Origin of the sequence: Pseudotabrizicola alkalilacus (assembly GCF_003443995.1) — a bacterium.
Taxonomy (GTDB): Bacteria; Pseudomonadota; Alphaproteobacteria; order Rhodobacterales; family Rhodobacteraceae; genus Pseudotabrizicola; species Pseudotabrizicola alkalilacus.
Genome location: NZ_QWEY01000002.1, coordinates 154,723 through 179,952 on the forward strand (window position 1 = coordinate 154,723; position 25,230 = coordinate 179,952).

Below are 25,230 nucleotides of genomic sequence, written 5' to 3' on the forward strand. Positions count from 1 at the left end.
TCCTATTGGCCAAGGTCGATTTCATTGTCGCGCATGACAATGCGGGCCATGAACAGATCCTGATCCCGCACCATCAACCGGCGCGGCAATATGCCAAGGCTGCCATCAAGGATGCTCATGTGGACGTCCATTTCAAAGGTCGCTATACCCTCGCCCTGAAGCAGGGCCTGTGCATAGGCGATCACCGTGATGTCTGTTGTGCGCAATAGCTCTTTCATCGGCCCAGATTTATGGTCTTTTCCGTGAAAAGGCGAGAGTGGAGCTTACAGGGGATGAGTTTGGATCACATGGCAGCAGAGCAAGCCGCGCAAAAGCCGCAGGAACGGCTGTCTGCATGGTTGGCAGGCGATATGGCAGCTGTCAATCTGCTGATCCGCGACCGCATGGCCAGCGAACACGCGCCGCGTATCCCCGAGGTGACGGCGCATCTGATCGAGGCCGGGGGCAAGCGTCTGCGCCCGCTGCTGACGCTCGCCGCTGCGCGGCTTTGTGGCTATGACGGGCCGTTCCATGTGCATCTGGCGGCAACGGTGGAGTTCATCCACACCGCGACCCTGTTGCACGATGATGTGGTCGATGAAAGCAGCCAGCGGCGCGGGCGGCCGACGGCCAACCTGTTGTGGGACAACAAATCCAGCGTGCTGGTGGGCGACTACCTGTTCGCCCGCAGCTTTCAGCTGATGACCGAAACCGGCAATATGCGCGTGCTGGCGATCCTGTCCAACGCCTCGGCGGTGATTGCCGAGGGGGAGGTGCTGCAACTGACCGCCGCGCAGGATCTGCGCACCGATGAGTCAGTCTATCTCAAGGTGGTGCGCGGCAAGACGGCGGCGCTGTTTTCCGCCGCGACCGAGGTGGGCGGCGTGATCGCGGGGGCGTCTGCGGAACAGGTAAAGGCGCTGTATGAGTACGGCGATGCGCTAGGCATCGCGTTCCAGATCGTCGATGACCTGCTCGATTATGGCGGCACCGATGCGGTGATCGGCAAGAACACCGGCGACGATTTCCGTGAGCGCAAGCTGACGCTGCCGGTGATCAAGGCGGTGGCCGTGGCCACAGCCGAAGAGCGCGCGTTCTGGGAGCGGGTGATCGAAAAAGGCGACCAGCGCGACGGCGATCTGGACCGTGCCCGCGCCATTATGGCGGGCCATGGCACGATGGAGGCCGCGCGTCAGGATGCGCTGATGTGGGCGGCAAAGGCCCGCACGGCTCTGGATCACCTGCCGGCGCATGAGTTGCGCGACATGCTGGCCGATCTGGCGGATTACGTGGTCGAGCGGATCAGCTGAGCATCCGCGCCGGGGCGACCCACCAGCCGGGATAGGCCGCCGTGATCTCACGCGCGGCGGTCCGGGCGGTCGGGCCGTCGCCGAACACCCCGAAACAGGTTGCCCCAGATCCCGACATCCGCGCCAGCAGGCAGCCCGGTTGCGCCCGCAGCGCCAGTCTGACCGCGCCGATCACCGGGGCCAGCGCCAGCGCGGACGCTTCCATGTCATTGCGCATCGCATGCAGAAACGCTGCAAGCGCGGTGACAGAGGGCAGGCGCGGCACCTCTGGCATCGGCGCATTGGCCTTGTAGGTCATCCCCTGAAACACCTCGGGGGTCGCGACTGCCACCCTCGGATTGACCAGCACCAGCCACGCCTCTGGCAAGGGCGGCACCGGGGTCAGCACCTCGCCCACGCCCTGCATCCGCACCGCGCGACCGTGCAGACACACCGGCACATCTGCCCCCAGCGCCAGCACGTCCCTGTCGGCAGGCAGGGGCTTTTGCCCCAGCCGCGCCAGCGCCCGCAAGGTCGCCGCCGCATCCGCCGAGCCGCCGCCGATCCCTGAGGCAACGGGCAGCTGCTTGTCCAGCGTGATCGCCGCCGTCATCCCCATCACCCGCGCCGCGCGCAGCACAAGGTTGTCATCCTGCACAGGCAGCTCTGCCGCCTGCGGTCCGGCGATTTGCAGGCTCAGCCGGTCGTCCGCACGCACGGTGATCCGGTCGCCGACATCGGCAAAGACCACCAGAGAATCCAGCAGGTGATAGCCATCGGCCCTTTGCCCGGTGACGTGCAGGCTCAGGTTGATCTTGGCCGGTGCAAAGTCTTCAACCGTATCAGTTGCCATTCGCCACCGCTTGCAGCGACGGCGCGCCCTCTTCGGCCAGCACCGCATCCAGCCCGATCTCCAGCTTGCGGCGGATGCGCACCGCATCCTCTTCCTTTGGGTCAAACGACAGGGCGCGCCGCCATTGAAAGCGCGCCTCCAGATGCCGGCCTACTGCCCAATAGACATCGCCCAGATGGTCGGTCACCACCGGATCGACCGGCTCCAGCTCACTGGCCCGCTCCATCTGCGGCAGGGCATCGGCGTACCGCCCCAGCCGGAAATAGGCCCAGGCCAGCGAGTCGATGATATAGCCCGCATCCGGGCGCGCGGCGACGGCACGCTCAATCATGCCTAGCGCCTCTTCCAGATTTTCTCCCCGATCGACAAAGCTGTAACCCAGATAATTCAGCACCTGCGGCTGATCGGGGTTCAGTTCCAGCGCCTTGCGGAAATCGGCCTCGGCCTTGTCCCACTGGCCCGAACGCTCCTGCGCCACAGCACGCGAGTAGAACAGGCCCCAATGCCGCTCGGATGGCTCGGCCACCAAGGCCAGCGCGGTATCATAAGCGGCAGCGGCCTCTTCAAACCGCTCGGCCCGGCGCAAGGTATCGCCGTAGGCCATATGGACGATCTGCAGTTGCGCGTGGCTCTCGGTCAGCGCCTTGAGCGCGGTCAACGCCTCATCCTGCCGGTCAAGTGCGATCAGGGTCGCACTGCGGCCAATTTCGGCGGCATGGAAAGACGGATGATCCGCTGGCAATAGCGCATAGGTATCGCCCGCCAGCTCAAACTGCCGCAACTGTTCCAGCAGGCCAGCCGACAAAAGCAGCGCCTCGGCATGGCGGGGGTTGAGGTCAAGTGCGGCACGGGCATAGAGAACGGTATAGCCATCCTCGGCTTCACCGTTCAGAGCCACGGCCACGGTAAAGAACACCTCGGCAATGCCTTCTTTGGCCGTCTGCACCACGTCAAAGGCCAGCGGAGTGTCTGCCTCCAGCGCGCTGCGCATCGCCATGATTTCCGGCTCTGGCTCGGTGCCGAAGCTGCGTTCCAGAAGTGCCAGCGCCTCGTCGAACTGCTCCAGCTGGCTCAGGATCTGCACATGGGCGATGATTCCCCGCCGGTTCACCACCAGTGGCCCCTCGGCCCGACCCGACAGAATCTCGTCGGCCCCCTCGAAATCCCCGACCGCAGCCAAAGCCAGCGCCTTGTGATACAGGCCAAAGGCCTTCAGCCCGTCGGTATCGGCAATCGCGTCAAAGGCCGCCACCGCCTCTGACATCCGGCCCTTGCCGAACTCGGCCCAGGCCTGCACCAGATCATCCAGCAGATTGCCGATCTTGCGGGTGTCGGGGAGGGAAAGGATCGCATCATAATCTTCGGCCTGCACATCGCTGACCAAAAGCGCGATGCTGGCCCCGATGCTGCGGCCCTCCAGCGCGGTCATGCGGGTTGCAGCCGTGGCGGCGCTCCCGAAATCGCCGACCCCGATGAACGACAGAACTGCGCCCTCCAGCAGCCCCAGATTGTCGGGATCGCTTTCCAGTGCCCTGGCAAACCAGCGCGCGCCCTCGCGGAAATCGCTCTGCGATGCTGCCGACCGCGCTGCCAGATAGGCCCCCGCATCACCGGGTTCCGCACTTATGGCCGCCTCTGGCACCGGATCAGTCTGTGCGGGCAGAATGCCCGGTTGTGCGGAGATCAGGGCCGCCAGCAAAAGGGCAGTCAGGCGGGGCGGCAGGGCGTGGGTCATTGGGGCACTTTTCATATGAAAGACAGTGCAAAGCTAGCCCCCGCCTGCGCCACTGGCAATGGCGGGGGGCAGTCTGCGGCGATGATCGCGCAAATGTCAGAACATCCGCACCAAGGCAATCACCACCGCCGCCAGAACCGGCAGCCCGATCAGGATCAGCGGTGCATTCAGCCATTGCCGCGACCGCGCAGCGGTCAGGACAGGATAAATCACCGGCCAGCGCCCGGTCTGCGCCGCCTGCGTCATGGTACTGACCGAGACCGGCAGGCGCACGCCAAACAGATGCGGCGGGGCAATCGGCCAGCCGGGGCGCACCGCCCGCCCCTCGTCGCGATGATGGAACCGTGGCTCATAGCCGGTCAGGTCCACCGCGAACTCGGCCGCAAACGCCGCCATGAAGCCCTGCGCCGCGTCGCCATCCAGATCCAGCGCCGCCAGCACATCGGCCTGTTGCAAAGCCGTCAGCCGTCGCCCTGTCCGGCGCTCGATAAACATCACAATGTCTTCGCGCCCCGGCCCGTTCATGGCTCGCGTTACATATTCGGATAGTTCGGCCCGCCCGCGCCCTGCGGCGTGGTCCAGACGATGTTCTGGCTGGGGTCTTTGATGTCGCAGGTCTTGCAATGCACGCAGTTCTGAAAGTTGATCACAAAGCGCGGCTCCTTACCGTCTTCGGCAACCACCTCATAGACCCCGGCGGGGCAATAGCGTTGCGCCGGTTCGGCATATTTCGGCAGGTTGACCGCGATGGGGATCGACGGATCCTTCAGCTTCAGATGCGCCGGTTGCGCTTCGTCATGGTTGGTAAAGCTGTAGGCCACGTTGGTCAGCCGGTCGAAGGACAGCTTGCCATCGGGGCGGGGGTAGTCAATCGGCGCGAAATCCTTGGCCAGCCCGGTGGCCGCCGCATCAGACTTGCCGTGCTTCAATGTGCCGAACAGCGAAAAGCCCAAGGTGTTGGTCCACATATCCAGACCGCCCGCAATCAGGCTGGCGACCAGCCCGAATTTTGACCACAGCGGTTTGACGTTGCGCACCTTTTTCAGGTCGGCACCGATTGCGCCGCCGCGCACCTCCGTCTCATAAGCCGTCAGCTCATCCCCCTGACGCCCGGCCTTGATCGCCGCATGGGCCGCCTCCGCCGCGGCCTTGCCCGACAGCATGGCGTTGTGGTTGCCCTTGATGCGCGGCACGTTGACCATGCCGACCGAGCAGCCCAGCAGCGCCACGCCGGGCGCCACCATCTTGGGCATCGACTGCCAGCCACCCTCGGAAATCGCCCGTGCGCCATAGGCCACGCGCTTTCCGCCCGCCAAAAGCTCGGCCACCATCGGGTGATGCTTGAAGCGCTGGAATTCCATGTACGGATACAGATGCGGGTTTTCGTAGTTCAAATGGACCACGAACCCGACATAGACCTGATTGTTTTCCAGATGATAGATGAATGACCCGCCGCCTGCGTTGCTGCCCAGCGGCCAGCCCATGGTATGGGTGACCGTACCCTCACGGTGCTTGGCCGGGTCGATCTCCCAGATCTCTTTCATGCCAAGACCGTATTTCTGCGGGCAATGGCCTTTGGCCAGTTCATAGCGGTCGATCACCTGTTTGGCCAAAGACCCGCGCACGCCTTCGGACAGGAACACATATTTGCCCAGCAGCTCCATCCCCGGCTCATAGCTTGGCCCCGGTTCCCCGGTCGCCGGATCTCGGCCGAATTCGCCCGCGACCACACCGGCGATGCGGGGGCCGTCAAACACCAGCTCCGAGCACGACATGCCGGGGAAAATCTCTACCCCCAGCCCCTCGGCCACGCCCGCCATCCAGCGGCAGACATTGCCCATCGACACGATGTAATTGCCGTGGTTGCCCATCAGGGGTGGCATCGGAAAGTTCGGGATGCGGATCTGACCCGCAGGCCCGAGCATGTAAAAGTTGTCTTCTGTCACCAGTGTCTTGATCGGTGCCCCCATGCTGCGCCAGTCGGGCAGCAGCGCATCAAGGCCCGACGGGTCCAGCACCGCGCCTGACAGGATATGCGCGCCAACCTCAGAGCCTTTTTCCAGAACGACGACCGACAGATCGGCATCCAGCTGCTTCAGCCGGATTGCGGCAGACAGGCCCGCCGGGCCAGCGCCGACGATCACCACGTCATATTCCATCTTTTCGCGCACAATCTGGCTCATCTGTCGTCTCCGCTGACGGGCGGGGCCCGTGTCTGATCTGGTGATTTTGCTGGCATCGTCATTGCCCCAAGGCAGGCTTGGGGTCAACCGTAACGCAACATCACAGTGCCGCAATGCAGCATTCCTGTAATTTTATTACCGTCCCATTGGCGCTTTTCTGTTCCCTGAGCGACAAGCTGCCATTCCGTCACGCCATCGCCTCTTGCAATTCATCCCGCCATCCGTTTGGGTGAGAGTCAGTTAGTGACGGGCCATGGCCCCCGACAGGGGCCGTGGCCTCCCTTTTCGTGGAAGATGACGATGGAAAAGATTCCGATGACCCGCGGTGGGTATGATGCTCTGGACGAAGAGCTGAAAATCCTCAAATCGGTGGAGCGCCCTGCGGTGATCCGCGCCATTGCCGAGGCGCGCGAGCATGGCGATCTGTCGGAAAACGCCGAGTATCATTCCGCCCGCGAAAAGCAGTCGTTCATCGAGGGCCGCATCAAGGAACTCGAAGGCATCCTGTCGCTGGCCGAGGTGATTGACCCGACCAAACTGTCCGGCTCGATCAAGTTCGGGGCCACGGTGGTTCTGGTCGATGAAGACACCGACGAGGAAAAGAAGTATCAGATCGTCGGTGAGACCGAGGCTGATATCGAACGCGGTTTGCTGAACATCCGCTCGCCCTTGGCCCGTGCCCTGATCGGCAAGGACGAAGGCGACAGCGTCGAGGTGAAAACTCCTGGCGGTGATCGCAGCTATGAAGTGTTAAGCATTCGTTACGTCTGATCCCCCGGAACGGAACGAGGCGACCATGCCCGACAGTGACGACAAGACCATCGACCTTGGCATTTATGCCCGCACCGCAGAGCCGCGCTTTGCTGTGACCGAAATCGTCGCGGCAGCGCTGGCCGTGGTCTGGGTGGTGGCGGTGGTCTTTTACGTGCTGAACGCGCCCGAAGGCACCGGCACGCTGGGGCTGGTGATGACGCTTCTGGTGGTGTTCCTGCCGCTGGCGCTGATCTGGGCGGCGGTGACCACGCTGCGTTCGGTCCGCGTGCTGCGGGCCGAGGCGGCCCGGTTGCAGACCAGCGTGGACGCGATGCGCAACGCCTATATCAACAGCCAGCAGACGGGCGCTGCGGGCCTGCGCCCCTCGGTCGAGAAAAAGCTCGACGACATCGCGCGCCAGACCGAAACCGCGCTGGCCACCTTTACCTCGCGCCGCGATGCGGTGCTGACCCAGCCTTCGGCTGACCGCAAGGCGGCGCTGATCCCGGCACCACCGCCGCAGCCTGCCGATGAGCAACCCGGCCTTGCCCTTGGAACCCCGGCCGAGTCGATGCGCCCGCCGCTGTCGGTCGCCGATTTCATCCGCGCGCTGCAATTCCCTGAAAACCCCGACGACCGCGACGGCTTTCGCGCCCTGCGTCTGGCGCTCGAAGACCGCGATGTGGCCAAGCTGATCCGCGCGGCACAGGACGTGCTGACGCTGATGTCGCAAGAGGGCATCTACATGGATGACCTGCGCCCCGACCGCGCCCGGCCAGAGCTGTGGCGGCGCTTTGCATCGGGTGAGCGTGGGCGCGGCATCGCGGCCATCGGGGGGGTGCGCGACCGCTCGTCGCTGGCGCTGACCGCAGGCCGGATGCGCGAAGATCCGGTGTTCCGCGACGCGGGCCACCATTTCCTGCGCACCTTTGACCGGATGTTCCAGCAGTTTGAGAAAAACGCGACCGATGCCGAGATTTCCGATCTCGCAGACACCCGCACCGCCCGCGCCTTCATGCTGTTTGGCCGGGTGATGGGCGTATTCGACTAAGGGCGGGGCGCCGCCGCCCGCCGCAGCCGGTCATTGATCGCGCGGCCAAGGCCGGTCTCAGGCACCGGCGCAAAGGCAATGCGCCCGCCCGGGCCGGCCATCGCATCCGCGTCGCGCAGGGTCTGGAACAGCGCCGCCGCCGCCTCCACCAGATCGCCGCCGGGTGACAGCGACAGCGCCGCACCCTTGCTGTCAGTGCCAAAGCCGACCCAGACCTCCCCCTCATCTGGCGCGGTCACACCCAGCCGGACGCCAGCCTCGGGCGCGTAATGGCTGGCCAATTGCCCCGGCGCATTCGGTTTGTGTGCGTCGCCACCCACCCCGACCGGCCCCAGCATCGCCTCCAGCGCCTCGACCGGCACCCCGCCGGGGCGCAGCAGCGTGGGCGCACCGTCCAGCCCCAGAATCGTCGACTCGATCCCCACCGCGCAGGGCCCGCCATCCAGCACCGCGTCGATCCGCCCGCCCAATCCCTGCCGCACATGGTCGGCCCGTGTGGGCGACACCCGCCCCGACGGGTTGGCCGAGGGCGCAGCCAGCGGCCCGCCAAACGCCCGCAACAGCGCTTGCGCCACCGGATGCGCCGGGCAGCGGATCGCGACCGTTTCCAATCCCGCCGTCACCAGCGGCGACAGCCCGGCATCCGCCCGTAGCGGCAGTACCAGCGTCAGCGCGCCGGGCCAGAACGCCGCCGCCACGGCCCGCGACCGGTCGTCAAAAATGGCCAACGTTTCGGCCATCTCCACCCCGGTCACATGCGCAATCAGCGGGTTGAATGTGGGCCGCGCCTTGGCTGCAAAGATCCGCGCCATCGCCACGCCGTTGCGCGCATCCCCCGCCAGCCCATAGACGGTTTCGGTCGGCATCGCCACCAGACCGCCCGCCCGCAGGATCGCGGCGGCGCGGGTCAGCCCCGCATCCGTGGGCATCAGGTCTTGCGTTTCAAATGTCATGTGACGCAGCGTAGGGCTTGAGAGGTTGGCCCCCATGGCTAACCTGTGTGCAACGCCCATACGCCCGGCCGCCGCCTTTGCCAAGCCCGCTGCCTTTGCCAAAGTCAGCCTCCTTTGCTAAGACCGGCCCGCCCAGACCCGAGGTTCCGATGCCCTACCGCGCCCCCCTAACCGACCTGCGTTTTCTGCTGGATCACGTGGTCGGCTTTGCTCAGGTCACGGCCACCGACCGCTTTGCCGAAGCCACGCCGGAAACGGTCGATGCCGTGCTGACCGAGGCGGGCCGTCTGGCGGCCGAAGTGCTGGCCCCGGTCAACCGCGCGGGCGACAAGGTGCCGGCGCGGCTGGAAAACGGCGTTGTGCGCACCTCGCCCGGCTTTGCCGAGGCGTACCGCGCGATTGCCGGGGGCGGCTGGGTCGCGATCACCGCGGGGGCAGAGCACGGCGGCATGGGCCTGCCGCTGACACTGGCGAGTGCGGTGAATGACATGTTTTCCGGGGCCTGCCTGTCGCTGCAACTGAACCCCCTGCTGACCCAGGGCCAGATCGAAGCGCTGGAGCATCACGCCAGCGACGATCTGAAAGCCACCTATCTGCCGAAACTGATCTCGGGCGAATGGAACGGCACAATGAACCTGACCGAGCCACAGGCCGGGTCTGATGTGGGGGCGCTGCGCACCAAGGCCGAGCCGAACGGTGACGGCAGCTATGCGATCAGCGGGCAGAAGATCTATATCACCTGGGGTGACAGCGATTTTCAGGCCAATACCATTCACCTCGTGCTGGCCCGTCTGCCCGGTGCAGCCCCCGGCACGGCTGGGATCAGCCTGTTTCTGGTGCCGAAATTCCTGCCCGATGATGCAGGCAACCCCGGCCCGCGCAACAGCCTGCATGTGGTCAGTCTGGAGCATAAGCTGGGCATCCACGGCAGCCCGACCTGCGTGATGCAGTTTGATGGCGCAACGGGCTGGCTGGTGGGGGCGGCGCACAAGGGGATGGCGGCGATGTTCACCATGATGAACAACGCCCGTCTTGGAGTCGGCCTGCAGGGTGTCGGCGTGGCCGAAGCCGCGTTTCAGCAGGCGTTTGACTATGCAATGACCCGCCAGCAGGGCCGCACCCCTGACCCCGCGACCCCCACGATCATCGCCCATGCCGATGTGCGCCGGATGCTGGCGACGATGAAGGCGCAGGTGTTTTCGGCCCGCGCCATCTCGCTGTCCTGCGCCGTGGCCATCGACATGGGCCATGCCACCGGGCAGGCCGACTGGGAGGCCCGCGCCGCATTCCTGACCCCGATCGCCAAGGCCTACGGCACCGATGTCGGCGTCGCGGTCGCGTCCGAGGGGGTGCAGATTCACGGCGGCATGGGCTTTATCGAGGAAACCGGGGCGGCCCAGTTCCTGCGCGACGCCCGCATCACGCCGATTTATGAGGGCACCAACGGCATTCAGGCGATGGACCTTGTGGCCCGCAAGATGGCCGATAACGGTGAAGCTGCTTTCCGCCTGATCCGTGAGATCGAGATGGGCGCGCAATCTGCCCGCGCCCATTTGCCTGATCTGGCGGAAGAGGTCTGGCAGGCCTGCGAAACTTTGCGTGAAGCGACTGAGGCGCTGCTGACGCAAGAGCTGAACGACCGTTTTGCCGGGGCCGTGCCCTATCTGCGCGCCTTTGCGCTGGTGCTGGGCGGGCACTTCCACCTCCGGGCGGCGGTGGCCGAAGGCGGGAGCGGCCCGCGCTCGGCCTTGGCGCGGGTGGCGATCAAACGGCTGCTGCCCGAACACCATGGTCTGCTGGCACAAAGCCGCGAGGGTGCTGCCGATCTCTATGCGCTGACCACCGAAGACTTCGCCGCATGACCACTGACACCTTCACAGCCGACAGTCTGACAGCCGACAGCGCATGGGGCATCCGCCACCCGTTCCCCGACGCCCCCGCCGAAGGCGAAGCCATAACCGTCGCCCCCGGCATCCTGTGGATGCGCCTGCCGCTGCCGATGACGCTGGATCACGTCAACGTCTACGCGCTGGAGGACAGCGACGGCTGGACCCTGATCGACACCGGCATGGCCAGCAAGCGCAGCCGCGCGATCTGGCAAAGGCTGCTTGATGGCCCGCTGGCGGGCCGCCCGGTGCGCCGCGTCATCGTCACCCATCACCACCCCGATCATGTCGGCCTTGCCGGGTGGTTTCAGGAGCAGGGCGCGACCCTGTTGATGCCCCGCACCGCCTGGCTCTACGCCCGGATGCTGGTGCTGGATGAACAGCCCCTCCCCACGCCTGAGGCGCAGCTCTTTTCCCAGCGCGCCGGGATGCCCCCTGCCATGCTGGCCGAGCGGGCGACCGGGCGCCCGTTCAACTTTTGCGATGTGGTCGCCCCGATGCCGCTGGGCTTTGCCCCACTTGCCGATGGCGGCACCATTCGCATGGCGGGGCGCGACTGGACCATCCGGTTCGGCTCGGGTCACGCGCCAGATCATGCCACCTTCTGGTCGGGCGATCTGATTCTGGGCGGCGATCAGCTGTTGCCCGGCATCTCGGCCAATATCGGCGTCTACCCGACCGAGCCTGACGCTGACCCGCTGACCGACTGGCTGGACAGCTGCCGCCGTTTTCAGCCTTTGGCCCGCCAGAGCCAGCTGGTGCTGCCCGGCCACAAATTGCCCTTTACCGGCCTGCCGTTGCGGCTGACGCAGATGATCGACAATCACCTCGGCGCGCTTGACCGCCTGCTTGCCCATCTGGCGCCGCCCCGGACCGCCGCCGATTGCTTTGTGCCGCTGTTCAAGCGTGATATCACCGGCCCGGCTTATGGCATGGCGCTGGTCGAGGCGGTGGCGCATCTGAACCACCTCTTGCATCAGGGCCGGGTTTCGCGCGACCTTTCACCGGATGGCGCGTGGCTGTGGCAAAGGGTGTGACGAATGGCAAAACGGAAACCGGCAAAACCGGCACGCGCTGAAACGCTGCCCGCCACAGCGTCCAAACCCAAGTCTGAGGCCGAATGGGCCTATGAGCGTGTCATCCTTTACCTGCGCAACTTCGAGGCACAGCTCGACAACGCGCACGAGGTGGCCCTTGGCTTTACCGGTTCCGACGCGGGCATTCTGCAGATCGAGGGGCTGGGATTTTATGACCCTGATATCGTGACGTTTTACGGCATTGACGAAGACGGGCAGAAAACCCAGCTGATTCAACATGTCAGCCAGCTTAACGTTATCCTGCGGGCAGTACCGAAACGCCGCGTAGCAGAGCCACCACGCCGCATCGGCTTTCACCTGCCGACCGGCTGGCGGGGCGGCGAGTCGAGTGATGCCTCGGTCTGACAGGCGGCAGGCATACAGGTCACAGACCTGTATGCCTCGTATCCGACCCCGTGACAGGGCGCGGTGAATCGTTTATCAGCAGGAAAAGATCAATCAAAGGACGTTGCGACATGGCCGAACACAAACATGGCAGCATGGATATCTCTGCTCAGGAAAAAACCTTTGCCGGCTTTATCCGCATGGTGACATGGGGTGCGGGCATCAGCATTGCCATCCTGATTTTCATGGCTCTGGCCAACGCCTGAAAGGCCTGAATATGGTTCGCCTGCTCTTCGCCCTTTTGGCGATGCTGACCCTTGCTGCCTGCGGGGCAGAGCCCAAATGGGCCACGGACGAGGCGGTGGCGCAGGCGCGCTATGTGCACAACGGTCCGCCCTCGATCACGCTGTTTACGGTGCTGTCCACGCGTGACGGGTCGGGCGCCCATTCGGGGCTGCTGATCAACGCGAGCGAACGTATCATGTTCGATCCCGCCGGCACCTGGTATCATCCGAATCTGCCGGAGCGGAATGATGTGCATTACGGCATGACACCGAAAATGCTGACATTCTACATCGACTACCACGCACGCGAGACATTCGACGTGGTTGAGCAGACCATCCTCGTTTCTCCCGGCGTGGCGGAACTGGTGGCGCAGCGCGCCAAGGCCTATGGCGCGGTGCCAAAGGCACAATGCGCCAAATCGATCTCGGCCATCCTCAGCGAGGTTCCGGGCTTTGAGTCGCTGCCCTCCACCTGGTATCCTGCCAAGTATATGGAGGCGTTTGCCAAGCTGCCCGGCGTGACCAGTCGCAAGATCACCGACTCGGATGCTGACGACAACCATGGCGTGTTGCTGGTGCAGACCACTGATCCGCGTGTTCAGTAACCGGCGCATTTCGGGAAAGGGTCAGACCTTTCCCGAAAGCTTTACAGCCACAACACCGCATACAGGGTGATGCCACCGGCAAGGATGGCCCCGATCACGCTGCGGGTGACCAGTCCCACAACCAGCGTGACACAGGCCGCCGCCAGCCGGGCCGGGTCCGTCTCGCCACCTGTGGCTGCGGGCCACAGCACCGCCGGGGCCACCAGCCCCGGCAGAATCGCAACTGCAGTATAACTCAGGGCCCGGCGCAATCCGGGGGGCAGCGGACGATTGCCCAGCAGGCCGAGAAAGGACAACCGGATCAGATAGGTGCCGATCCCCAGCACCGGCAGGACGATCCAGAACGTTGTCGGATCAATCTTCATGCCCCGCGCCTCCGCATCAGTGCCACTTCGGCCCCGGCCCCCGCGGCCATCGCCAGCACAGCGGCCAGCAACAGCCCGGTTCCATAGGGCAGGCCGGTCAGCATCAGCGCCGCACCAATCGAGACCGCCGCCGCCACCACATGCGGAATGCTGCGCAGCATCGGGGCACAGATTGCCAGAAAGGTGATCGGAACCGCAAAATCCAGCGCATACTCGGGCGGGATAGCCTCGCCCACCACAGCCCCGGCAAGTGTTGCCAGAAACCACATCGGCGCAATCGGCGTGACCGTTCCGAAAAAGAACGCCACCTTGTCCGCCAATGGCTGATCCGGCCTGCGCTCAAACTCCACCTGGCTGGCGGCAAAGCTTTGATCGACCAGAAAATAGGCCATCAGCAACCGCATGTTGAATGGGGCCGCTCCCAGATGCGGCGTCATTGCCACCGAATACATCACCATGCGCAGATTGACCGCAAGCGAGGTGGCCAGCACCACCAACACCGGGGCCTGATCCTGCATCAGCTGCACGGCGGCAAATTGCGAGGCACCGGCAAAAACGCTGAAGGAAAACAGCATCACCTGCAACAGATCCAGCCCCGCCTCTGTCGCCACCACCCCAAAGAGCAGCCCGAAAGGAACCACCACAATAACAAAGGGGGCCGAGGCAACACAGCCGCGGAGAAAGGGGGATCGAACTGGTCTCATGGCTTTGGCCTTTACCGGGCGTCTCTCCCGGCTTAGGCATTTTGGGTGTGACTGAAAAGGGGCAAACAGGGTGCAGATCAGGCTTGGCCTTCCCGACACTCTCAAACCACAGGCGGCACAGCTGTATTGGCAGGCCTTTGGCGGCAAGCTGGGCCGTGTGATGGGGCCAGATTGCCGCGCGCACGCCTATCTGCTGCGCGTTCTGCGCACCGATCACTGCATCTGCGCCTTGTCGGACAATGGTGATCTGCTGGGCATCGCCGGTTTCAAATCGCCCCTTGGCAGTTTTGTTGGCGGCGAGGCCGAAGATCTGCGGGCGATCTATGGCCGCGTCGGCGCGGCGTGGCGCGGCGGTCTGCTGCGCCTGTTGCAAAGTGACATCGACAACGAGCGCTTTCTGATCGACGGGATCTGTGTGGCGCGCGACCAGCGCGGCCACGGCGTCGGCAGCGCCCTGGTTACCGCCTTGATGGCCGAAGCCATTGCGCGCGGCTACCCCGCCATCCGGCTGGAGGTGATTGACACCAACATCCGCGCCCGTGCCCTGTATGAGCGCCTTGGTTTTTCCGCCTGGCGCAGTGAAACCCTTGGCCCGCTGCGCCATGTCTTTGGCTTTTCCCGCGCTGTGACCATGGTGCGCGCTCTGCCATAGCTGTGGCGCGAGACTGTTGCAGATCGGTCCCCGGTGCCACCGTAAAGTCACGCCTGCCGGATTTTTCCCCCTGCGAAACGCGCGTCGGCTATGGCATAACCAATCCGCGCGCAGATGGCGTGAATGGGGAAGGCATCAGGGGATGTGTAGAAATGGTTAATGAATTCAAGGCTTTTATCGCAAAAGGCAATGTTGTCGACCTTGCGGTGGGTATTATCATCGGCGCGGCGTTCACCGCCATCGTCAACTCGCTGGTGGCCGATCTGATCAACCCGATCATCGGCCTGATCACCGGCGGTGTCGATTTCTCGAACCTCTACATCGACCTGTCGGGCACCGATCCGGTCTCGCTTGCCGCCGCGCGCGAGGCTGGGGTGCCGGTCTTTGCTTACGGGTCTTTCATCACGGCCATCATCAATTTCCTGATCATTGCCTGGGTGGTCTTCCTGTTGGTCAAGGCGGTGAACCGCCTCAAGGCGCAGGTGGTCCGCAAGGAAAAAGCCGAAGAGGCCGCTGCTGCCCCCCCCGGCCCGACCGAGCTGGATGTGCTGAAAGAAATCCGCGACTCGCTGCAACAACGCAGCGCGTAGTGCCAGAAAAGGCCCCTGCGATGGCAGGGGCCTTTTGCATCAGAGTTTCATCGCCTCATCCGCGCTGATCGAGGTCAGGCCAAGCGCCTCACCCACCGCCCGGTAGGTCAGATGCCCGGCATGGGTGTTCAATCCGGCTTTCAGATGCGGGTCAGCGGCGCAGGCGGCTTTCCAGCCCTTGTCGGCCAGCGCCAGCAAAAACGGCAGGGTGGCATTCCCCAGCGCCTGCGTCGAGGTGCGGGCGACCGCGCCGGGCATGTTGGCGACGCAATAGTGGATGATGCCATCCACATCATAGATCGGGTCTTGGTGCGTTGTGGCGCGGCTGGTCTCGAAACAACCGCCCTGATCAATCGCCACATCCACAATCGCAGCCCCCGGCTTCATTGTGGCCAGTTGTGCGCGGCTGACCAGCTTTGGCGCTGCCGCTCCGGGGATCAGCACCGCCCCGATCACCAGATCTGCCTCGGCCACTGCTGCCGCCGTGGCCGCGCCGCTGGCATAGCCATTGCGGAACTGTCCGGCGAACACGTCATCCAGATAGCGCAGCCGGGTCAGCGAGCGGTCGAGCACCAGCACATCCGCGCCCATGCCAGCCGCGACCCGCGCTGCATGGGTGCCGACCACGCCGCCGCCGATCACCACCACCTTGGCCGGTGGCACGCCCGGCACGCCGCCCAACAGCACACCGCGCCCGCCATTGGCCTTTTGCAGCGTCCAGGCCCCGACCTGCGGGGCCAGCCGCCCCGCCACCTCTGACATCGGGGCCAGCAGCGGCAGGCCGCCCGCGCGGTCTGTCACAGTCTCATAGGCAATCGCCGTCACGCCCGACTCCAGCAGATCGCGGGTCTGCTCCGGGTCGGGGGCCAGATGCAGATAGGTGAACAGCACCTGCCCCTCACGCAGCCGCTTGCGCTCTGCCGACTGTGGTTCCTTGACCTTGACGATCATCCCGCTTTCGCCAAACACCGTCTCGGCATCGGGCGCAATCTGCGCTCCGGCGGCGGTGTAGTCGTCATCCGTAAAGCCCGCGCCCACCCCCGCGCCGGTTTCCACCAGCACCGAATGGCCATGTGCCACCGCGTCACGCACCGCATCCGGCGTCATGCCAACGCGGAATTCCTGCGGCTTTATTTCCTTTGGGCAACCGATTTTCATGCTGAGTCCCTGTTGGTTTTTGTGGTTTATGTCATTCAGTGTCGCGCCGATCCGCTGTCACTTCTTTGAATTTTCCGCGACAACAGGGGCCCGGTTGCGTAGAATATGATGCAGAACACCTGTCTGGCGAAAGAAATCACCACTCCTATGGACCTTGACGCAACCGACCGCCGTATTCTGAACGTGCTGCAGCGCGATGGCCGCATCACCAACGCCGATCTGTCCGAGCGGGTGAACCTGTCGCCCTCGGCCTGTCACCGCCGCACCCAGCGGCTGGAGGAAGAGGGGTATATCGCCGGTTACGTCGCGTTGCTCGACACCCGCAAGATCGGGCGGCTGACGACGGTGTTTGTCGAGATCACTCTGCAAAGCCAGGCCGAAGACCTGTTGGATGCCTTCGAGCGTGAGGTGGCGCGGCTGCCCGACCTGCTGGAATGTCATCTGATGGCGGGCACGGCGGATTATCTGCTGAAGATCATGGCCGAAGATACCGAGGATTTCGCCCGCATCCACCGGCAGTTCCTGTCGCGCCTGCCCGGCGTGCGGCAGATGCAGTCGTCTTTTGCGCTGCGCACCGTGGTCAAAACCACCGCCATCGCGGTGTAGCGGCGGCCCCGCGTGCAGCGGGGCCGCCACAGGTGTCAGGCCAGAACCGCCAGATCGGCGGCGTCAAACCCGGTCATGTCTTGTGTGCGGTCTTCGCGCACCTTGCGGACCCAGTTTGCATCGGAAATCAGCGCGCGGCCCACGGCGATCAGGTCGAACTCATCGCGCTCCATCCGGCGGATCAGCCCGTCCAGCGGGGTGTTTGCGGACGCTTCCCCGGCGAAGGCGCCGCCAAAGTCAGAATTCAGCCCGACCGAACCCACGCTGATCGTCGCCGCCCCGGTCAGCTTTTTCGCCCAACCGGCAAAGTTCAGACCCTCTTCGCCATCCAGTTCGGGGAACTCCGGCAGCCAGAACCGGCGCTGCGAGCAGTGCAGAATATCCACGCCCGCCTCGACCAGCGGCAACAGCCAATCGGTCATTTCCGCCGGTGTCGTCGCCAGCCGCGCTGTGTAATCCTGCTGCTTCCATTGGCTGACCCGCAAAATCAGCGGGAAATCGGGGCCAAGCGCTGCGCGCACCGCCTTGACGATCCCGGCTGCAAACCGTGACCGTTCGGCAATCGTGGCCCCACCCCAGCGGTCGGCCCGCGTGTTGGTGCCCGACCAGAAGAACTGGTCGATCAGATAGCCATGCGCGCCGTGCAGCTCTACCGCGTCAAACCCGGCAGCCTTGGCGTCTTTGGCGGCCGAGGCGAAGGCCGCAATCGTATCGGCGATGTCTTCTTCGGTCATCGCCTTACCGCGCGGTGTGTCGGGGTCCAGCAGGCCCGACGGGCTTTCGACTTCGGCCTCCGGCTCCCACGTGCCTGCGCGGGTTGATCCGGTGTGCCACAGCTGCGGTGCAATCTTGCCACCTGCTGCATGCACGGATGTCGCAACTCCGGTCCAGCCTTCCATCGCCTCGGTGCCGTGAAAGAACGGTATGCCGGGCAGATTGCGTGATGCTGGGCGGTCAATCACAGTGCCTTCGGTCAGGATCAGCCCGACCCCGCCTTCTGCACGCTTGCGGTAATACTCGGTCTGCGCGGCTCCGGGAATGCCATCCGCTGCCATCGCGCGGGTCATCGGGGCCATCACGATCCGGTTGGCAAGGGTCATGCCCTTGAGCGTGAACGGGCGGAAAAGTGCATCAGTCGTCATAGGGACGGATCCTTTAGTTGTGCTGCACTGCAGCTAAGCACGGGCCGCACAGATTCAACCAAACGCAGCACGGCAGCAAAGCGCCCAGCCGCACACTCACTGTTCACATCCGTCACTGTTCAAAGCCACCGCGCCTCGGGTCAGGCGGCAGAAACGGGCCCGCACCCTGGCCAAAGAAAAACCCCCGGCCTTGCGGACGGGGGTTGATCGGGGGGCAGAGGGATACACCCTCCACCCAGCATTCCAAGAACGACTTAAACGCCGCCTTCGCGCAATGCCTTTTTGCGCGCAAGCTTGCGCGCACGGCGAACGGCTTCGGCTTGCTCGCGCGCTTTTTTGACGGAGGGTTTCTCGAAATGTTGCTTGAGCTTCATTTCGCGGAACACGCCTTCGCGCTGGAGCTTTTTCTTGAGGGCCCGGAGGGCTTGCTCAACGTTGTTGTCACGGACGCTGACCTGCATGTGGTTGTCACCACCTTCCTAGGTTAGAGTTGCACTGTTTGTGCAGGCAGGCTGCGCTATAACAAAGCCGATAGCCCCTGTCCACCGCCATGACGGAAGGATGACGACATGACGACCGAGAACACGACCCCGACACCTGCAGATCGTGTGCTGGACGCGGCATTGCTGCATGTGCCGTTTGACGGCTGGTCCGAAACCACCCTGCGCGCCGCAATTGCCGAATCAGGCGTGCATGAGGCACTGGCCCGGTCGCTGTTCCCGCGCGGCGGGGTGGATCTGGCGCTGACATACCACCGGCGCGGCGATGCGCTGATGCGGGAGCGGCTGGCCGCGACCGATCTGGCGGCGCTGCGCTACCGTGACCGCATCACGACTGCGATCCGCCTGCGGCTGGAACTGGTCGAGGATAAGGAGGCGGTGCGCCGTGGGACCACGCTCTTTGCCCTCCCGACCCATACGGCCGACGGCGCCCGCGCGATCTGGGGCACTTCCGATGCGATCTGGAACGCGCTTGGCGACACCAGCCGCGATATCAACTGGTACACCAAACGCGCCACGCTGTCGGCGGTCTATTCCGCCACCGTGCTGTTCTGGCTGGGGGATGACAGCCCCGCTCATCAGGCCACATGGGAGTTTCTGGATCGCCGGATCGAAGATGTCATGCAGATCGAAAAGGCCAAGGCCGCCCTGCGTGACAACCCGATCTCAAAGGCTTTGCTTGCCGGGCCGATGAAACTGATGGAAAAGATCCGCAAGCCTGACATTCCCGATGATCTGCCGGGCAAGATGATGGACCGATTCCGCTGAAAGGCCACCCATGACCCTGTCCCACACCATGCGCGCCGTTGAAATCTCTGAACCCGGCGGGCCAGAGGTGCTGAAACCGGCGACCCACCCGGTGCCGGTGCCCGGCCACGGCCAGATCGTCATCCGCGTGGCCTATGCCGGGGTCAACCGCCCCGATGCGCTGCAACGTGCGGGTCTTTACGCCCCCCCCGCCAGCGCCTCGCCGCTGCCGGGGCTTGAGGCGTCGGGCACTGTCGTTGAACTCGGCCCCAACGTCACCCGCTGGAGCATCGGTGACAAGGTCTGCGCGCTGTTGCCCGGCGGAGGCTATGCCGAATATGTGACCACACATGAGGAGCATGCGCTGCCGGTGCCGGACGGCATGGGGGTGAAGGAAGCCGCGTGCCTGCCGGAAACCTGCTTTACGGTCTGGTCAAATGTGGTGATGCGTGGCGGGCTGCGCGGGGGCGAGCGGTTCCTCGTCCATGGCGGAGCCTCGGGCATCGGCACAACCGCCATCCAGATCGCCCGCAGCCTTGGCGCACGGGTCTTTACCACCGCAGGCACCGATGACAAGGCCCGCGCCTGTGAGGCGCTGGGGGCCGAGCGCGCCTTTAACTACAAGACCGAGGATTGGGCGGCCGAGGTCAAGGCCATCGGCGGGGCCGACCTGATCCTCGATATGGTGGGCGGCGCGTATCTGCCGCGCAATATCCGCACGCTGGCTGACGATGGCCGTCTGGTGCAGATCGCGTTTCTGCAAGGCGCAAAGGTCGAACTGAACTTTGCCGAACTCATGATGCGCCGTCTGACGCTGACAGGATCGACCCTGCGCCCGCAATCCGATGCCGCCAAGGCCCGCATCGCACGGCAGGTGGAAACCCATGTCTGGCCGATGATCGCTGCGGGCCATTTCACCCCGGTGATGGACAGCGAATTCCCGCTTGATCAGGCGGCGCAGGCCCATGCCCGGATGGAAAGCTCCGGCCACACCGGCAAGATCGTGCTGAAGGTTGGGGGCTGACGGCCCCTGGCTTGCGCCAAGGCCGTCAAGCCTTGGCGGTCTGCATCCAGTCCCAGCTGCTGCGCAATCCGTCGCGGAACTCCGTGGCTGGTTGCCAGCCCAGCACGGTCTGCGCCTTTGTGATGTCCAGCACCGAATAGGGCACGTCGATGGTGCGCCCCGGTTTGAACACCGGGGCGATCTCTTGCCCGGTCACATGGGCCAGCGCCTCGATCAGATCCAGCAGCGACCGGCCCTGCCCGGACCCGGCATTGACCGCGCCGCACAGGTCACTTTCCGCTGCGGCAAGGCAAAGCTGGGCCAGATCGGCGACATGCAGGTAATCGCGTACCACCTTGCCATCGCCCCAGATCTCGATCGGCTGGCCGGTCTGCAGCCGCCGCATGAAGGTGGCCACCACCCCCTGTACCCCGGTATGGCCCTGACGCGGGCCGAACGGATTGGCCGCGCGGATCACCACCGGCTGCAGCCCGTGACTGATGCGGTACATCGCAAGGTACTGCTCGATCGCAACCTTGACGATGCCATAAGAATTGATCGGATTCAGCGGATAGTCCTCGGGGATCGGGTGCCCCGGTGCAGGGCCGTACACCGTGCCGCCCGATGACATATACACCAGACGCCGGATGCCCAGCGTGTTCATGACCTCGATCAGGTTCAGCGTACCGATCAGATTTCCGGTCACATCTGCTTTTGGGTCAAGGTTGGCGGTGCCGGGAAAGGTCGTGCTGATCAGATGGAACACCACATCCTTGCCGCTCAGCGCCTCGGCCCAGGCCATCTTGTCGGCGAAATCGCCGGTCATGTACTCGACACCCGGCAGCGGCGCACGATAGCGCTCCATCGCCTTGTCAAAGACCGTCACACTGTGACCGGCTGCCAGCAGCGCATCAACCACATGCGATCCGATAAACCCGCATCCTCCGAATACCAAAGCGCGCATCTGGGGCCTTTCTGTCCGTTTCATATCAACCGCAACGTGCAGCTATCGCGTTACGCCGGTGACAGAGGTGACTGCCGCACGATGGCCTTGCAAGACAGGGGCGATACCGAAAAGCCGCTCAAGTGCATGCAGCATGGTGCCGTCAATCGGGATCGGCTCACTGGGGTAATCCGTCCAGCCAAGGTTCAGATCAACAAACGGCCGCAGCGCTTCTGCGCGCATCCAGAACATTGTGCCCACCGGGAAATCGAAGTTGTCGGGCAGCGTCCCCAGGTCCATCTGATCGGCCAGCCGCAAAAGATGAGTCCTGTTGCGCGACCAGTAGATCAGGTTCGGATCGGCTGGAAAAACGATTCCCAGTTTGTCATCAGAGGCAAAGGCATTCAAGGCCCGGTCCAACATGGCGCCGCCAGCTTCGCCGCCCAGCACGTTTTCAAACAAGAATCTGGTCCACACTTTGACCAGATCATCATTTGATAGAGCCAGGCTTTTCTTGGTGTGAACATGCCCGACAATATCATAATTGTTAACCATCTCTGCACCGAATGCAGTGAGGAAGGGGCCGATGTCGCGGCCAATATTCGGAACGATCCGGATTATGACATCGGCTTCATAATCCGCCAGAATCCGTTGTGCCTCGGCTTCTGCGCCCTGATCTACAACACTGATATACAGCGTGGGCCGGGTTGCATTTGCCAAAATATGTTGCAGCAGCTTCTCAAGCTCATCGACGTAATAGGCGTGAATATGCAAAGCGCAGCGCAGCGCCTTTGCTGCATCTGTCAGCGTCGCATTGCCTGTTTCTCTGATCACTGGCAGGCTCCATCGCCCGTCAGGGCGCCCTTGCCGCAGGAACTCGGCATAAGGGTCAGCATTGATTGCCTTTCCAAGCGTCGCTTGCAGATGGCGGGCAAAGATGTGCGGGTTAAAGCCGGGCTCTGCGCGGCGCGCAACAATCCCACCCGAAAACAACGTAAGGTACCGCTCAGCCGCGAGTTTGGAGGTCTGCCACTTTGTGCCAAAAGGCAGCATATAACCCGGATCAAACTGTGGCTCGGCTTCAATCGCCTCGATATCTTCAGCCAGATTCGATTTCCGCGAGTTTACCGAAAGCGCCAGAGCTTCGATCTGCTCAACATAACTGTCGAGGTTGAACGCAACACTGGCGTGCGATTTGATCCGGGCCGAAGTCTCGGCGTACAGCTCGGGTGAATTGGCAAGTGCCAGCAGTTTGCCGCTCATATCCGCGGTGTTGATATAATCGGCCACACAACGTTCATCCAGCGCCACCTGGCGCAGCACATCAGAAATCCCTGTTGCGCCATCAAAGCACAAGACAGGAAGCCCTTCCAGCATGGCGTCGATTGCAACGTTGGGAAGCGGATCAAGACGGCTTGGCAAGAGCAAAAGATCCGCCAGCCCATACGCATATTCGATCTCAGGCGTCTGGGACGCAAAGTGCACGAAATCAGTCATGCCGGATCGTTTCAGCTGATCCTGGAGCGCGAGGAAGTAATCCGGAAAATTCTCGATGCAAAAGCCTTCACCGATCCAGACAAAACGCAGTTTTCGGCCTTTGGCTGCAGCGATGGCCTGACGCGCCACCTCGATAAACAAATCGACGCCTTTGCGCGGCTGCACATGGCCAGCGCCAATAACGACGAAATCGTCCTCGCTGCCATCAGGGCGCAAATAGGTCTTCAGGCGATTTTGCTCGATCAAGTCGGCGTGCTGGGCCTCGCCGCTTTTGGGCACGACGCATTTTCCCTGCGGAAAGACATGAACTTTTGGCGCAAGCTCCAGCGACGCCATCTCTGCCGCGTCGTTCAGTGTCAATGAGCTGGAGAAAACAACCTGATCGGCATGCTTCATCAAATCGCCGTACGCCACCTCGGGCTCGGGAAAAAACGAGGCAAACTCATGGATCAGGGATACACTGGTGATGCCCAGCCCGTGCAGGATCGGAAGCACGCGGCGGGATTCGATCGAGTTCACCACCGCAAACGCGAACGGCTTTGCCGAGAGGAACCGTTCGGTGAACCGCCAGGTGCTGTTGCCGGGTTGCGGATTGCGTCCGGTGATCACCACATCGACCGACACATCCAGAAAGGCATCGAGGATGTCGCCGCCGCGGGTGCTCAGGATGGTCACGTTGTAGCGGTCGGCCAGAACGCGCGCGACGTTCTGCACCAGAATCGGCGCGCCCGTACGACTGGCCTCGTGCGAGACCAGCAGCACATTCCGGCGCTCGGGATCAGGGGTGCGGCGACCGGGGATCACCTGAAACTCACCGGAAGAGGCCGGCAGGATCTCTGCCGCCGCAGTCGTTTGCCCTGCCACAATCAGGGTACGCCGGGGATCGCGTTTGCGCGCGCTCTTGGCAAAGCGCATGCGCGTTCGCTCGCTGAACGGCAAAAAGCCTGACGCCAAACCATTCAGCACCCGGTACGCCAGCCGGTCTTTCCAGACCTTCATCACATGCGAACGGGCATAGGCCAGTTCGCCCCGCAGCAACTGGTTTTCGGTTGTCACGGATTGAAGCTGCGCCTGATGATGCGACAGCGCGTTGGAAAGGGTTTCCAGCCATGCCGACTTTTCATCCGAGTGTTCCGTTGCAGCTTGCGCCTGCTCTGTTGCAGCACGTGCCCGCTCTGTAGCAACCAGCGTAGAGGCGGCAAGCGCCGCCCCGCCCGGTTCCAGCGGCCGGATCTGGTTCTCTGGGACCAGCTGGCCGCTTTTCAGAGCGTCCAGCATGTCGGACAAAGCCGCTGGTCCTTCTGCTGCCTTTCTCGCCAGAACCGCCTGAGTATGATCGCCCGCCAGCGCATGCCCTTCGGCCCAGAACAGCGCAGCCAGTGCATCGCGCCCCGCCTCATCCTGAGTCATGCGGCGAAACGCGGCCATTTCCGGCGTCAGATCATCGCCTCTGAACAGCACGCCCAGACCATGCTGATACCAGAAGTTGATCGACGGGTCTGTTTTTTCCAGCTCTGCCCAGTATTGCCAGACCCCAAAGCCGCGTTCGCGTACTTCGGTATCGTGAAACAGCACCACGGCACTGTCGGCCAGCTTGGGCAGCCAGCTTTCGTAGTCTTCCTTGATGTCATCATAAAAGTGTCGGCCATCAAGGTGCAGAATGTCGACAGAGCCATCTTCGACATCATCAAGCGCCTCGGCAAAGGTCTTGCGCAGCAGGGTGCTGAACCCGGCATAAGGCCGGTTTTGCTTTTGAACGGTGTCGAACACCTCTTCGCCATAGCGCCCGGCATGTTCGTCGCCCTGCCAGGTGTCAACGGCGATGCAGCGGGTGGGCAATCCCGATTCTTTTACGGCCTGACAAAAGGCAAAATAGGAATATCCGTAGTGAGACCCCAGTTCGACAATCTTGCCCGGCCGCGCCGCAGGGACCAGCCACATTGCGAACGGACCATGGCGCAGCCAGGCAGTCATCGGGATGTAGGACGGACGGGAAATCTCGTGCCCAAGGAAAATCGTCTTCGTCATCATTCACCAATGCAATCTCAACCCAAACGCGAAAACCTAAACACTTTGCCACCGGCTCGCAATGCACGTCAGGTGTACACTATCCCGCAGACTGTCGCCGCCTAAAATGCAGGCTCTGTGGAGCGCAAAAGCGGCAGCCTGCACCGCCCGGTATGGCATCGCTGCCCCTGTAAGGCGGGGGCAAGGTCTTGGCAACCGGCTTTGAGCGAAAGCTGTGGCAGCCTGACAGCCACCATATGCCCAATCGGCAAAATCCGGCCTGTTGGTGCTGTGGGGGCATCGGGGCGATGGGGTGCCAGATGA

The 25,230-nt window shown here is 63.5% G+C and carries 26 protein-coding genes and 1 pseudogene; 13 read left to right on the forward strand and 14 right to left on the reverse strand.

Features of this window, described 5'->3' with window-relative positions; all coding sequences use genetic code 11:
* Window positions 1–2 precede the first annotated feature (2 nt).
* A complete protein-coding gene (locus tag D1012_RS04705; protein ID WP_118150197.1) occupies window positions 3–218 on the reverse strand; it encodes a putative signal transducing protein in 216 nt (71 codons plus the stop codon).
* Window positions 219–272: 54 nt separating this feature from the next.
* On the opposite strand from D1012_RS04705, the gene D1012_RS04710 reads away from it, so the two are divergent.
* Window positions 273–1,289, forward strand: coding sequence for a polyprenyl synthetase family protein (locus tag D1012_RS04710; RefSeq protein ID WP_435530901.1), 1,017 nt, complete (start codon window positions 273–275; stop codon window positions 1,287–1,289).
* Here D1012_RS04710 and D1012_RS04715 read toward each other — a convergent pair.
* From D1012_RS04715 to D1012_RS04730, 4 genes are all read right to left on the reverse strand, one after another.
* The gene (locus D1012_RS04715) at window positions 1,282–2,121 is read right to left on the reverse strand and encodes a 4-(cytidine 5'-diphospho)-2-C-methyl-D-erythritol kinase (RefSeq protein ID WP_118150198.1); all 840 of its coding nucleotides are present in this window, start codon (window positions 2,119–2,121) and stop codon (window positions 1,282–1,284) included. The genes D1012_RS04710 and D1012_RS04715 overlap by 8 nt on opposite strands.
* On the reverse strand, window positions 2,111–3,856 hold the full coding sequence (locus tag D1012_RS04720) for a tetratricopeptide repeat protein (RefSeq protein ID WP_118150199.1): 1,746 nt from the start codon (window positions 3,854–3,856) through the stop codon (window positions 2,111–2,113). Before D1012_RS04720 ends, D1012_RS04715 begins: the two co-directional genes overlap by 11 nt.
* Before the next feature lie 96 nt (window positions 3,857–3,952).
* The gene (locus D1012_RS04725) at window positions 3,953–4,351 is read right to left on the reverse strand and encodes a hypothetical protein (protein ID WP_158569207.1); all 399 of its coding nucleotides are present in this window, start codon (window positions 4,349–4,351) and stop codon (window positions 3,953–3,955) included.
* 38 nt (window positions 4,352–4,389) lie between these two features.
* On the reverse strand, window positions 4,390–6,039 hold the full coding sequence (locus tag D1012_RS04730) for an electron transfer flavoprotein-ubiquinone oxidoreductase (RefSeq protein WP_118150201.1): 1,650 nt from the start codon (window positions 6,037–6,039) through the stop codon (window positions 4,390–4,392).
* A 300-nt stretch (window positions 6,040–6,339) separates the two neighbouring features.
* Between D1012_RS04730 and greA the strand changes: the two genes are divergently transcribed.
* Window positions 6,340–6,810 carry a transcription elongation factor GreA gene (gene greA / locus D1012_RS04735; RefSeq protein ID WP_118150202.1) on the forward strand — a complete coding sequence of 157 codons (471 nt, stop codon included), beginning with the start codon at window positions 6,340–6,342 and terminating at the stop codon, window positions 6,808–6,810.
* Window positions 6,811–6,835: 25 nt separating this feature from the next.
* Entirely contained in the window at window positions 6,836–7,843 is a 1,008-nt protein-coding gene (locus D1012_RS04740) for a hypothetical protein (protein ID WP_118150203.1), read from the forward strand.
* Here the strand turns inward: D1012_RS04740 and D1012_RS04745 are convergent.
* Complete coding sequence (locus D1012_RS04745; RefSeq protein WP_118150204.1) at window positions 7,840–8,796, reverse strand: L-threonylcarbamoyladenylate synthase; 957 nt, start codon at window positions 8,794–8,796, stop codon at window positions 7,840–7,842. The genes D1012_RS04740 and D1012_RS04745 overlap by 4 nt on opposite strands.
* A gap of 149 nt (window positions 8,797–8,945) precedes the next feature.
* Here D1012_RS04745 and D1012_RS04750 point away from each other — a divergent pair, with 149 nt between their 5' ends.
* The 5 genes from D1012_RS04750 (at window position 8,946) to D1012_RS04770 (ending at window position 12,992) form a co-directional block, all read left to right on the forward strand.
* Complete coding sequence (locus tag D1012_RS04750) at window positions 8,946–10,658, forward strand: acyl-CoA dehydrogenase (protein ID WP_118150205.1); 1,713 nt, start codon at window positions 8,946–8,948, stop codon at window positions 10,656–10,658.
* A complete protein-coding gene (locus D1012_RS04755) occupies window positions 10,655–11,719 on the forward strand; it encodes an MBL fold metallo-hydrolase (RefSeq protein WP_118150206.1) in 1,065 nt (354 codons plus the stop codon). Before D1012_RS04750 ends, D1012_RS04755 begins: the two co-directional genes overlap by 4 nt.
* A 3-nt stretch (window positions 11,720–11,722) precedes the next feature.
* On the forward strand, window positions 11,723–12,124 hold the full coding sequence (locus tag D1012_RS04760) for a DUF6173 family protein (protein WP_233517017.1): 402 nt from the start codon (window positions 11,723–11,725) through the stop codon (window positions 12,122–12,124).
* Window positions 12,125–12,234: 110 nt separating this feature from the next.
* Complete coding sequence (locus tag D1012_RS04765) at window positions 12,235–12,369, forward strand: aa3-type cytochrome c oxidase subunit IV (protein WP_118150207.1); 135 nt, start codon at window positions 12,235–12,237, stop codon at window positions 12,367–12,369.
* Between the two features lie 11 nt (window positions 12,370–12,380).
* A complete protein-coding gene (locus D1012_RS04770) occupies window positions 12,381–12,992 on the forward strand; it encodes a hypothetical protein (protein WP_118150208.1) in 612 nt (203 codons plus the stop codon).
* A 41-nt stretch (window positions 12,993–13,033) separates the two neighbouring features.
* On the opposite strand, the gene D1012_RS04775 is transcribed toward D1012_RS04770, so the two are convergent.
* Window positions 13,034–13,357, reverse strand: coding sequence for an AzlD domain-containing protein (locus D1012_RS04775; protein WP_118150209.1), 324 nt, complete (start codon window positions 13,355–13,357; stop codon window positions 13,034–13,036).
* The gene (locus D1012_RS04780) at window positions 13,354–14,061 is read right to left on the reverse strand and encodes an AzlC family ABC transporter permease (protein ID WP_118150210.1); all 708 of its coding nucleotides are present in this window, start codon (window positions 14,059–14,061) and stop codon (window positions 13,354–13,356) included. The genes D1012_RS04775 and D1012_RS04780 overlap by 4 nt, the downstream gene beginning before the upstream one ends.
* Window positions 14,062–14,131: 70 nt before the next feature.
* Here D1012_RS04780 and D1012_RS04785 point away from each other — a divergent pair, with 70 nt between their 5' ends.
* Together D1012_RS04785 and mscL are read left to right on the forward strand one after the other, a co-directional pair.
* The gene (locus D1012_RS04785; protein WP_118150211.1) at window positions 14,132–14,713 is read left to right on the forward strand and encodes a GNAT family N-acetyltransferase; all 582 of its coding nucleotides are present in this window, start codon (window positions 14,132–14,134) and stop codon (window positions 14,711–14,713) included.
* A gap of 152 nt (window positions 14,714–14,865) precedes the next feature.
* The gene (mscL, locus tag D1012_RS04790) at window positions 14,866–15,303 is read left to right on the forward strand and encodes a large conductance mechanosensitive channel protein MscL (protein WP_118150212.1); all 438 of its coding nucleotides are present in this window, start codon (window positions 14,866–14,868) and stop codon (window positions 15,301–15,303) included.
* Between the two features lie 39 nt (window positions 15,304–15,342).
* On the opposite strand, the gene ald is transcribed toward mscL, so the two are convergent.
* Complete coding sequence (gene ald, locus D1012_RS04795; protein ID WP_118150213.1) at window positions 15,343–16,461, reverse strand: alanine dehydrogenase; 1,119 nt, start codon at window positions 16,459–16,461, stop codon at window positions 15,343–15,345.
* Window positions 16,462–16,608: 147 nt separating this feature from the next.
* Between ald and D1012_RS04800 the strand changes: the two genes are divergently transcribed.
* Window positions 16,609–17,067, forward strand: a complete 459-nt coding sequence (locus D1012_RS04800; protein WP_118150560.1) for an Lrp/AsnC family transcriptional regulator — start codon at window positions 16,609–16,611, stop codon at window positions 17,065–17,067.
* Window positions 17,068–17,102: 35 nt separating this feature from the next.
* On the opposite strand, the gene D1012_RS04805 is transcribed toward D1012_RS04800, so the two are convergent.
* Together D1012_RS04805 and rpsU are read right to left on the reverse strand one after the other, a co-directional pair.
* Window positions 17,103–18,209, reverse strand: coding sequence for an NADH:flavin oxidoreductase (locus tag D1012_RS04805; protein ID WP_118150214.1), 1,107 nt, complete (start codon window positions 18,207–18,209; stop codon window positions 17,103–17,105).
* A gap of 254 nt (window positions 18,210–18,463) precedes the next feature.
* Window positions 18,464–18,670: a 30S ribosomal protein S21 gene (gene rpsU / locus D1012_RS04810; RefSeq protein WP_100196301.1), complete on the reverse strand. Its 207-nt coding sequence runs from the start codon at window positions 18,668–18,670 to the stop codon at window positions 18,464–18,466.
* A gap of 108 nt (window positions 18,671–18,778) precedes the next feature.
* Between rpsU and D1012_RS04815 the strand changes: the two genes are divergently transcribed.
* Both D1012_RS04815 and D1012_RS04820 read left to right on the forward strand, forming a co-directional pair.
* A complete protein-coding gene (locus D1012_RS04815; RefSeq protein ID WP_118150215.1) occupies window positions 18,779–19,477 on the forward strand; it encodes a COQ9 family protein in 699 nt (232 codons plus the stop codon).
* Window positions 19,478–19,487: 10 nt separating this feature from the next.
* Entirely contained in the window at window positions 19,488–20,480 is a 993-nt protein-coding gene (locus D1012_RS04820) for an NAD(P)H-quinone oxidoreductase (protein WP_118150216.1), read from the forward strand.
* 25 nt (window positions 20,481–20,505) lie between these two features.
* On the opposite strand, the gene D1012_RS04825 is transcribed toward D1012_RS04820, so the two are convergent.
* From D1012_RS04825 to D1012_RS23205, 3 genes and pseudogenes are all read right to left on the reverse strand, one after another.
* Window positions 20,506–21,423 (reverse strand): NAD-dependent epimerase/dehydratase family protein, encoded by a 918-nt coding sequence (locus tag D1012_RS04825; protein WP_118150217.1) that lies wholly within the window; start codon window positions 21,421–21,423, stop codon window positions 20,506–20,508.
* 42 nt (window positions 21,424–21,465) lie between these two features.
* Window positions 21,466–24,177, reverse strand: coding sequence for a rhamnan synthesis F family protein (locus tag D1012_RS04830; protein WP_233517031.1), 2,712 nt, complete (start codon window positions 24,175–24,177; stop codon window positions 21,466–21,468).
* A gap of 339 nt (window positions 24,178–24,516) precedes the next feature.
* Window positions 24,517–24,930, reverse strand: a pseudogene (locus D1012_RS23205) (class I SAM-dependent methyltransferase); the annotation flags it as partial.
* Window positions 24,931–25,230: the final 300 nt, after the last annotated feature.

What these genes read in the sequence shown, in the direction of transcription:
- D1012_RS04760 (WP_233517017.1), top strand. Translation starts at nt 11,723, where the DNA reads ATGGCAAAACGGAAACCGGCAAAACCGGCACGCGCTGAAACGCTGCCC.
- D1012_RS04800 (WP_118150560.1), top strand. Translation starts at nt 16,609, where the DNA reads ATGGACCTTGACGCAACCGACCGCCGTATTCTGAACGTGCTGCAGCGC.
- D1012_RS04780 (WP_118150210.1), bottom strand. Translation starts at nt 14,061, where the DNA reads ATGAGACCAGTTCGATCCCCCTTTCTCCGCGGCTGTGTTGCCTCGGCC.
- D1012_RS04755 (WP_118150206.1), top strand. Translation starts at nt 10,655, where the DNA reads ATGACCACTGACACCTTCACAGCCGACAGTCTGACAGCCGACAGCGCA.
- rpsU (WP_100196301.1), bottom strand. Translation starts at nt 18,670, where the DNA reads ATGCAGGTCAGCGTCCGTGACAACAACGTTGAGCAAGCCCTCCGGGCC.
- greA (WP_118150202.1), top strand. Translation starts at nt 6,340, where the DNA reads ATGGAAAAGATTCCGATGACCCGCGGTGGGTATGATGCTCTGGACGAA.
- D1012_RS04730 (WP_118150201.1), bottom strand. Translation starts at nt 6,039, where the DNA reads ATGAGCCAGATTGTGCGCGAAAAGATGGAATATGACGTGGTGATCGTC.
- D1012_RS04805 (WP_118150214.1), bottom strand. Translation starts at nt 18,209, where the DNA reads ATGACGACTGATGCACTTTTCCGCCCGTTCACGCTCAAGGGCATGACC.
- D1012_RS04765 (WP_118150207.1), top strand. Translation starts at nt 12,235, where the DNA reads ATGGCCGAACACAAACATGGCAGCATGGATATCTCTGCTCAGGAAAAA.
- ald (WP_118150213.1), bottom strand. Translation starts at nt 16,461, where the DNA reads ATGAAAATCGGTTGCCCAAAGGAAATAAAGCCGCAGGAATTCCGCGTT.
- D1012_RS04815 (WP_118150215.1), top strand. Translation starts at nt 18,779, where the DNA reads ATGACGACCGAGAACACGACCCCGACACCTGCAGATCGTGTGCTGGAC.
- D1012_RS04745 (WP_118150204.1), bottom strand. Translation starts at nt 8,796, where the DNA reads ATGACATTTGAAACGCAAGACCTGATGCCCACGGATGCGGGGCTGACC.
- D1012_RS04830 (WP_233517031.1), bottom strand. Translation starts at nt 24,177, where the DNA reads ATGCTGGACGCTCTGAAAAGCGGCCAGCTGGTCCCAGAGAACCAGATC.
- D1012_RS04705 (WP_118150197.1), bottom strand. Translation starts at nt 218, where the DNA reads ATGAAAGAGCTATTGCGCACAACAGACATCACGGTGATCGCCTATGCA.
- D1012_RS04825 (WP_118150217.1), bottom strand. Translation starts at nt 21,423, where the DNA reads ATGCGCGCTTTGGTATTCGGAGGATGCGGGTTTATCGGATCGCATGTG.
- D1012_RS04725 (WP_158569207.1), bottom strand. Translation starts at nt 4,351, where the DNA reads ATGTTTATCGAGCGCCGGACAGGGCGACGGCTGACGGCTTTGCAACAG.
- D1012_RS04820 (WP_118150216.1), top strand. Translation starts at nt 19,488, where the DNA reads ATGACCCTGTCCCACACCATGCGCGCCGTTGAAATCTCTGAACCCGGC.
- D1012_RS04710 (WP_435530901.1), top strand. Translation starts at nt 273, where the DNA reads ATGAGTTTGGATCACATGGCAGCAGAGCAAGCCGCGCAAAAGCCGCAG.
- D1012_RS04715 (WP_118150198.1), bottom strand. Translation starts at nt 2,121, where the DNA reads ATGGCAACTGATACGGTTGAAGACTTTGCACCGGCCAAGATCAACCTG.
- D1012_RS04770 (WP_118150208.1), top strand. Translation starts at nt 12,381, where the DNA reads ATGGTTCGCCTGCTCTTCGCCCTTTTGGCGATGCTGACCCTTGCTGCC.
- D1012_RS04720 (WP_118150199.1), bottom strand. Translation starts at nt 3,856, where the DNA reads ATGACCCACGCCCTGCCGCCCCGCCTGACTGCCCTTTTGCTGGCGGCC.
- mscL (WP_118150212.1), top strand. Translation starts at nt 14,866, where the DNA reads ATGGTTAATGAATTCAAGGCTTTTATCGCAAAAGGCAATGTTGTCGAC.
- D1012_RS04740 (WP_118150203.1), top strand. Translation starts at nt 6,836, where the DNA reads ATGCCCGACAGTGACGACAAGACCATCGACCTTGGCATTTATGCCCGC.
- D1012_RS04750 (WP_118150205.1), top strand. Translation starts at nt 8,946, where the DNA reads ATGCCCTACCGCGCCCCCCTAACCGACCTGCGTTTTCTGCTGGATCAC.
- D1012_RS04775 (WP_118150209.1), bottom strand. Translation starts at nt 13,357, where the DNA reads ATGAAGATTGATCCGACAACGTTCTGGATCGTCCTGCCGGTGCTGGGG.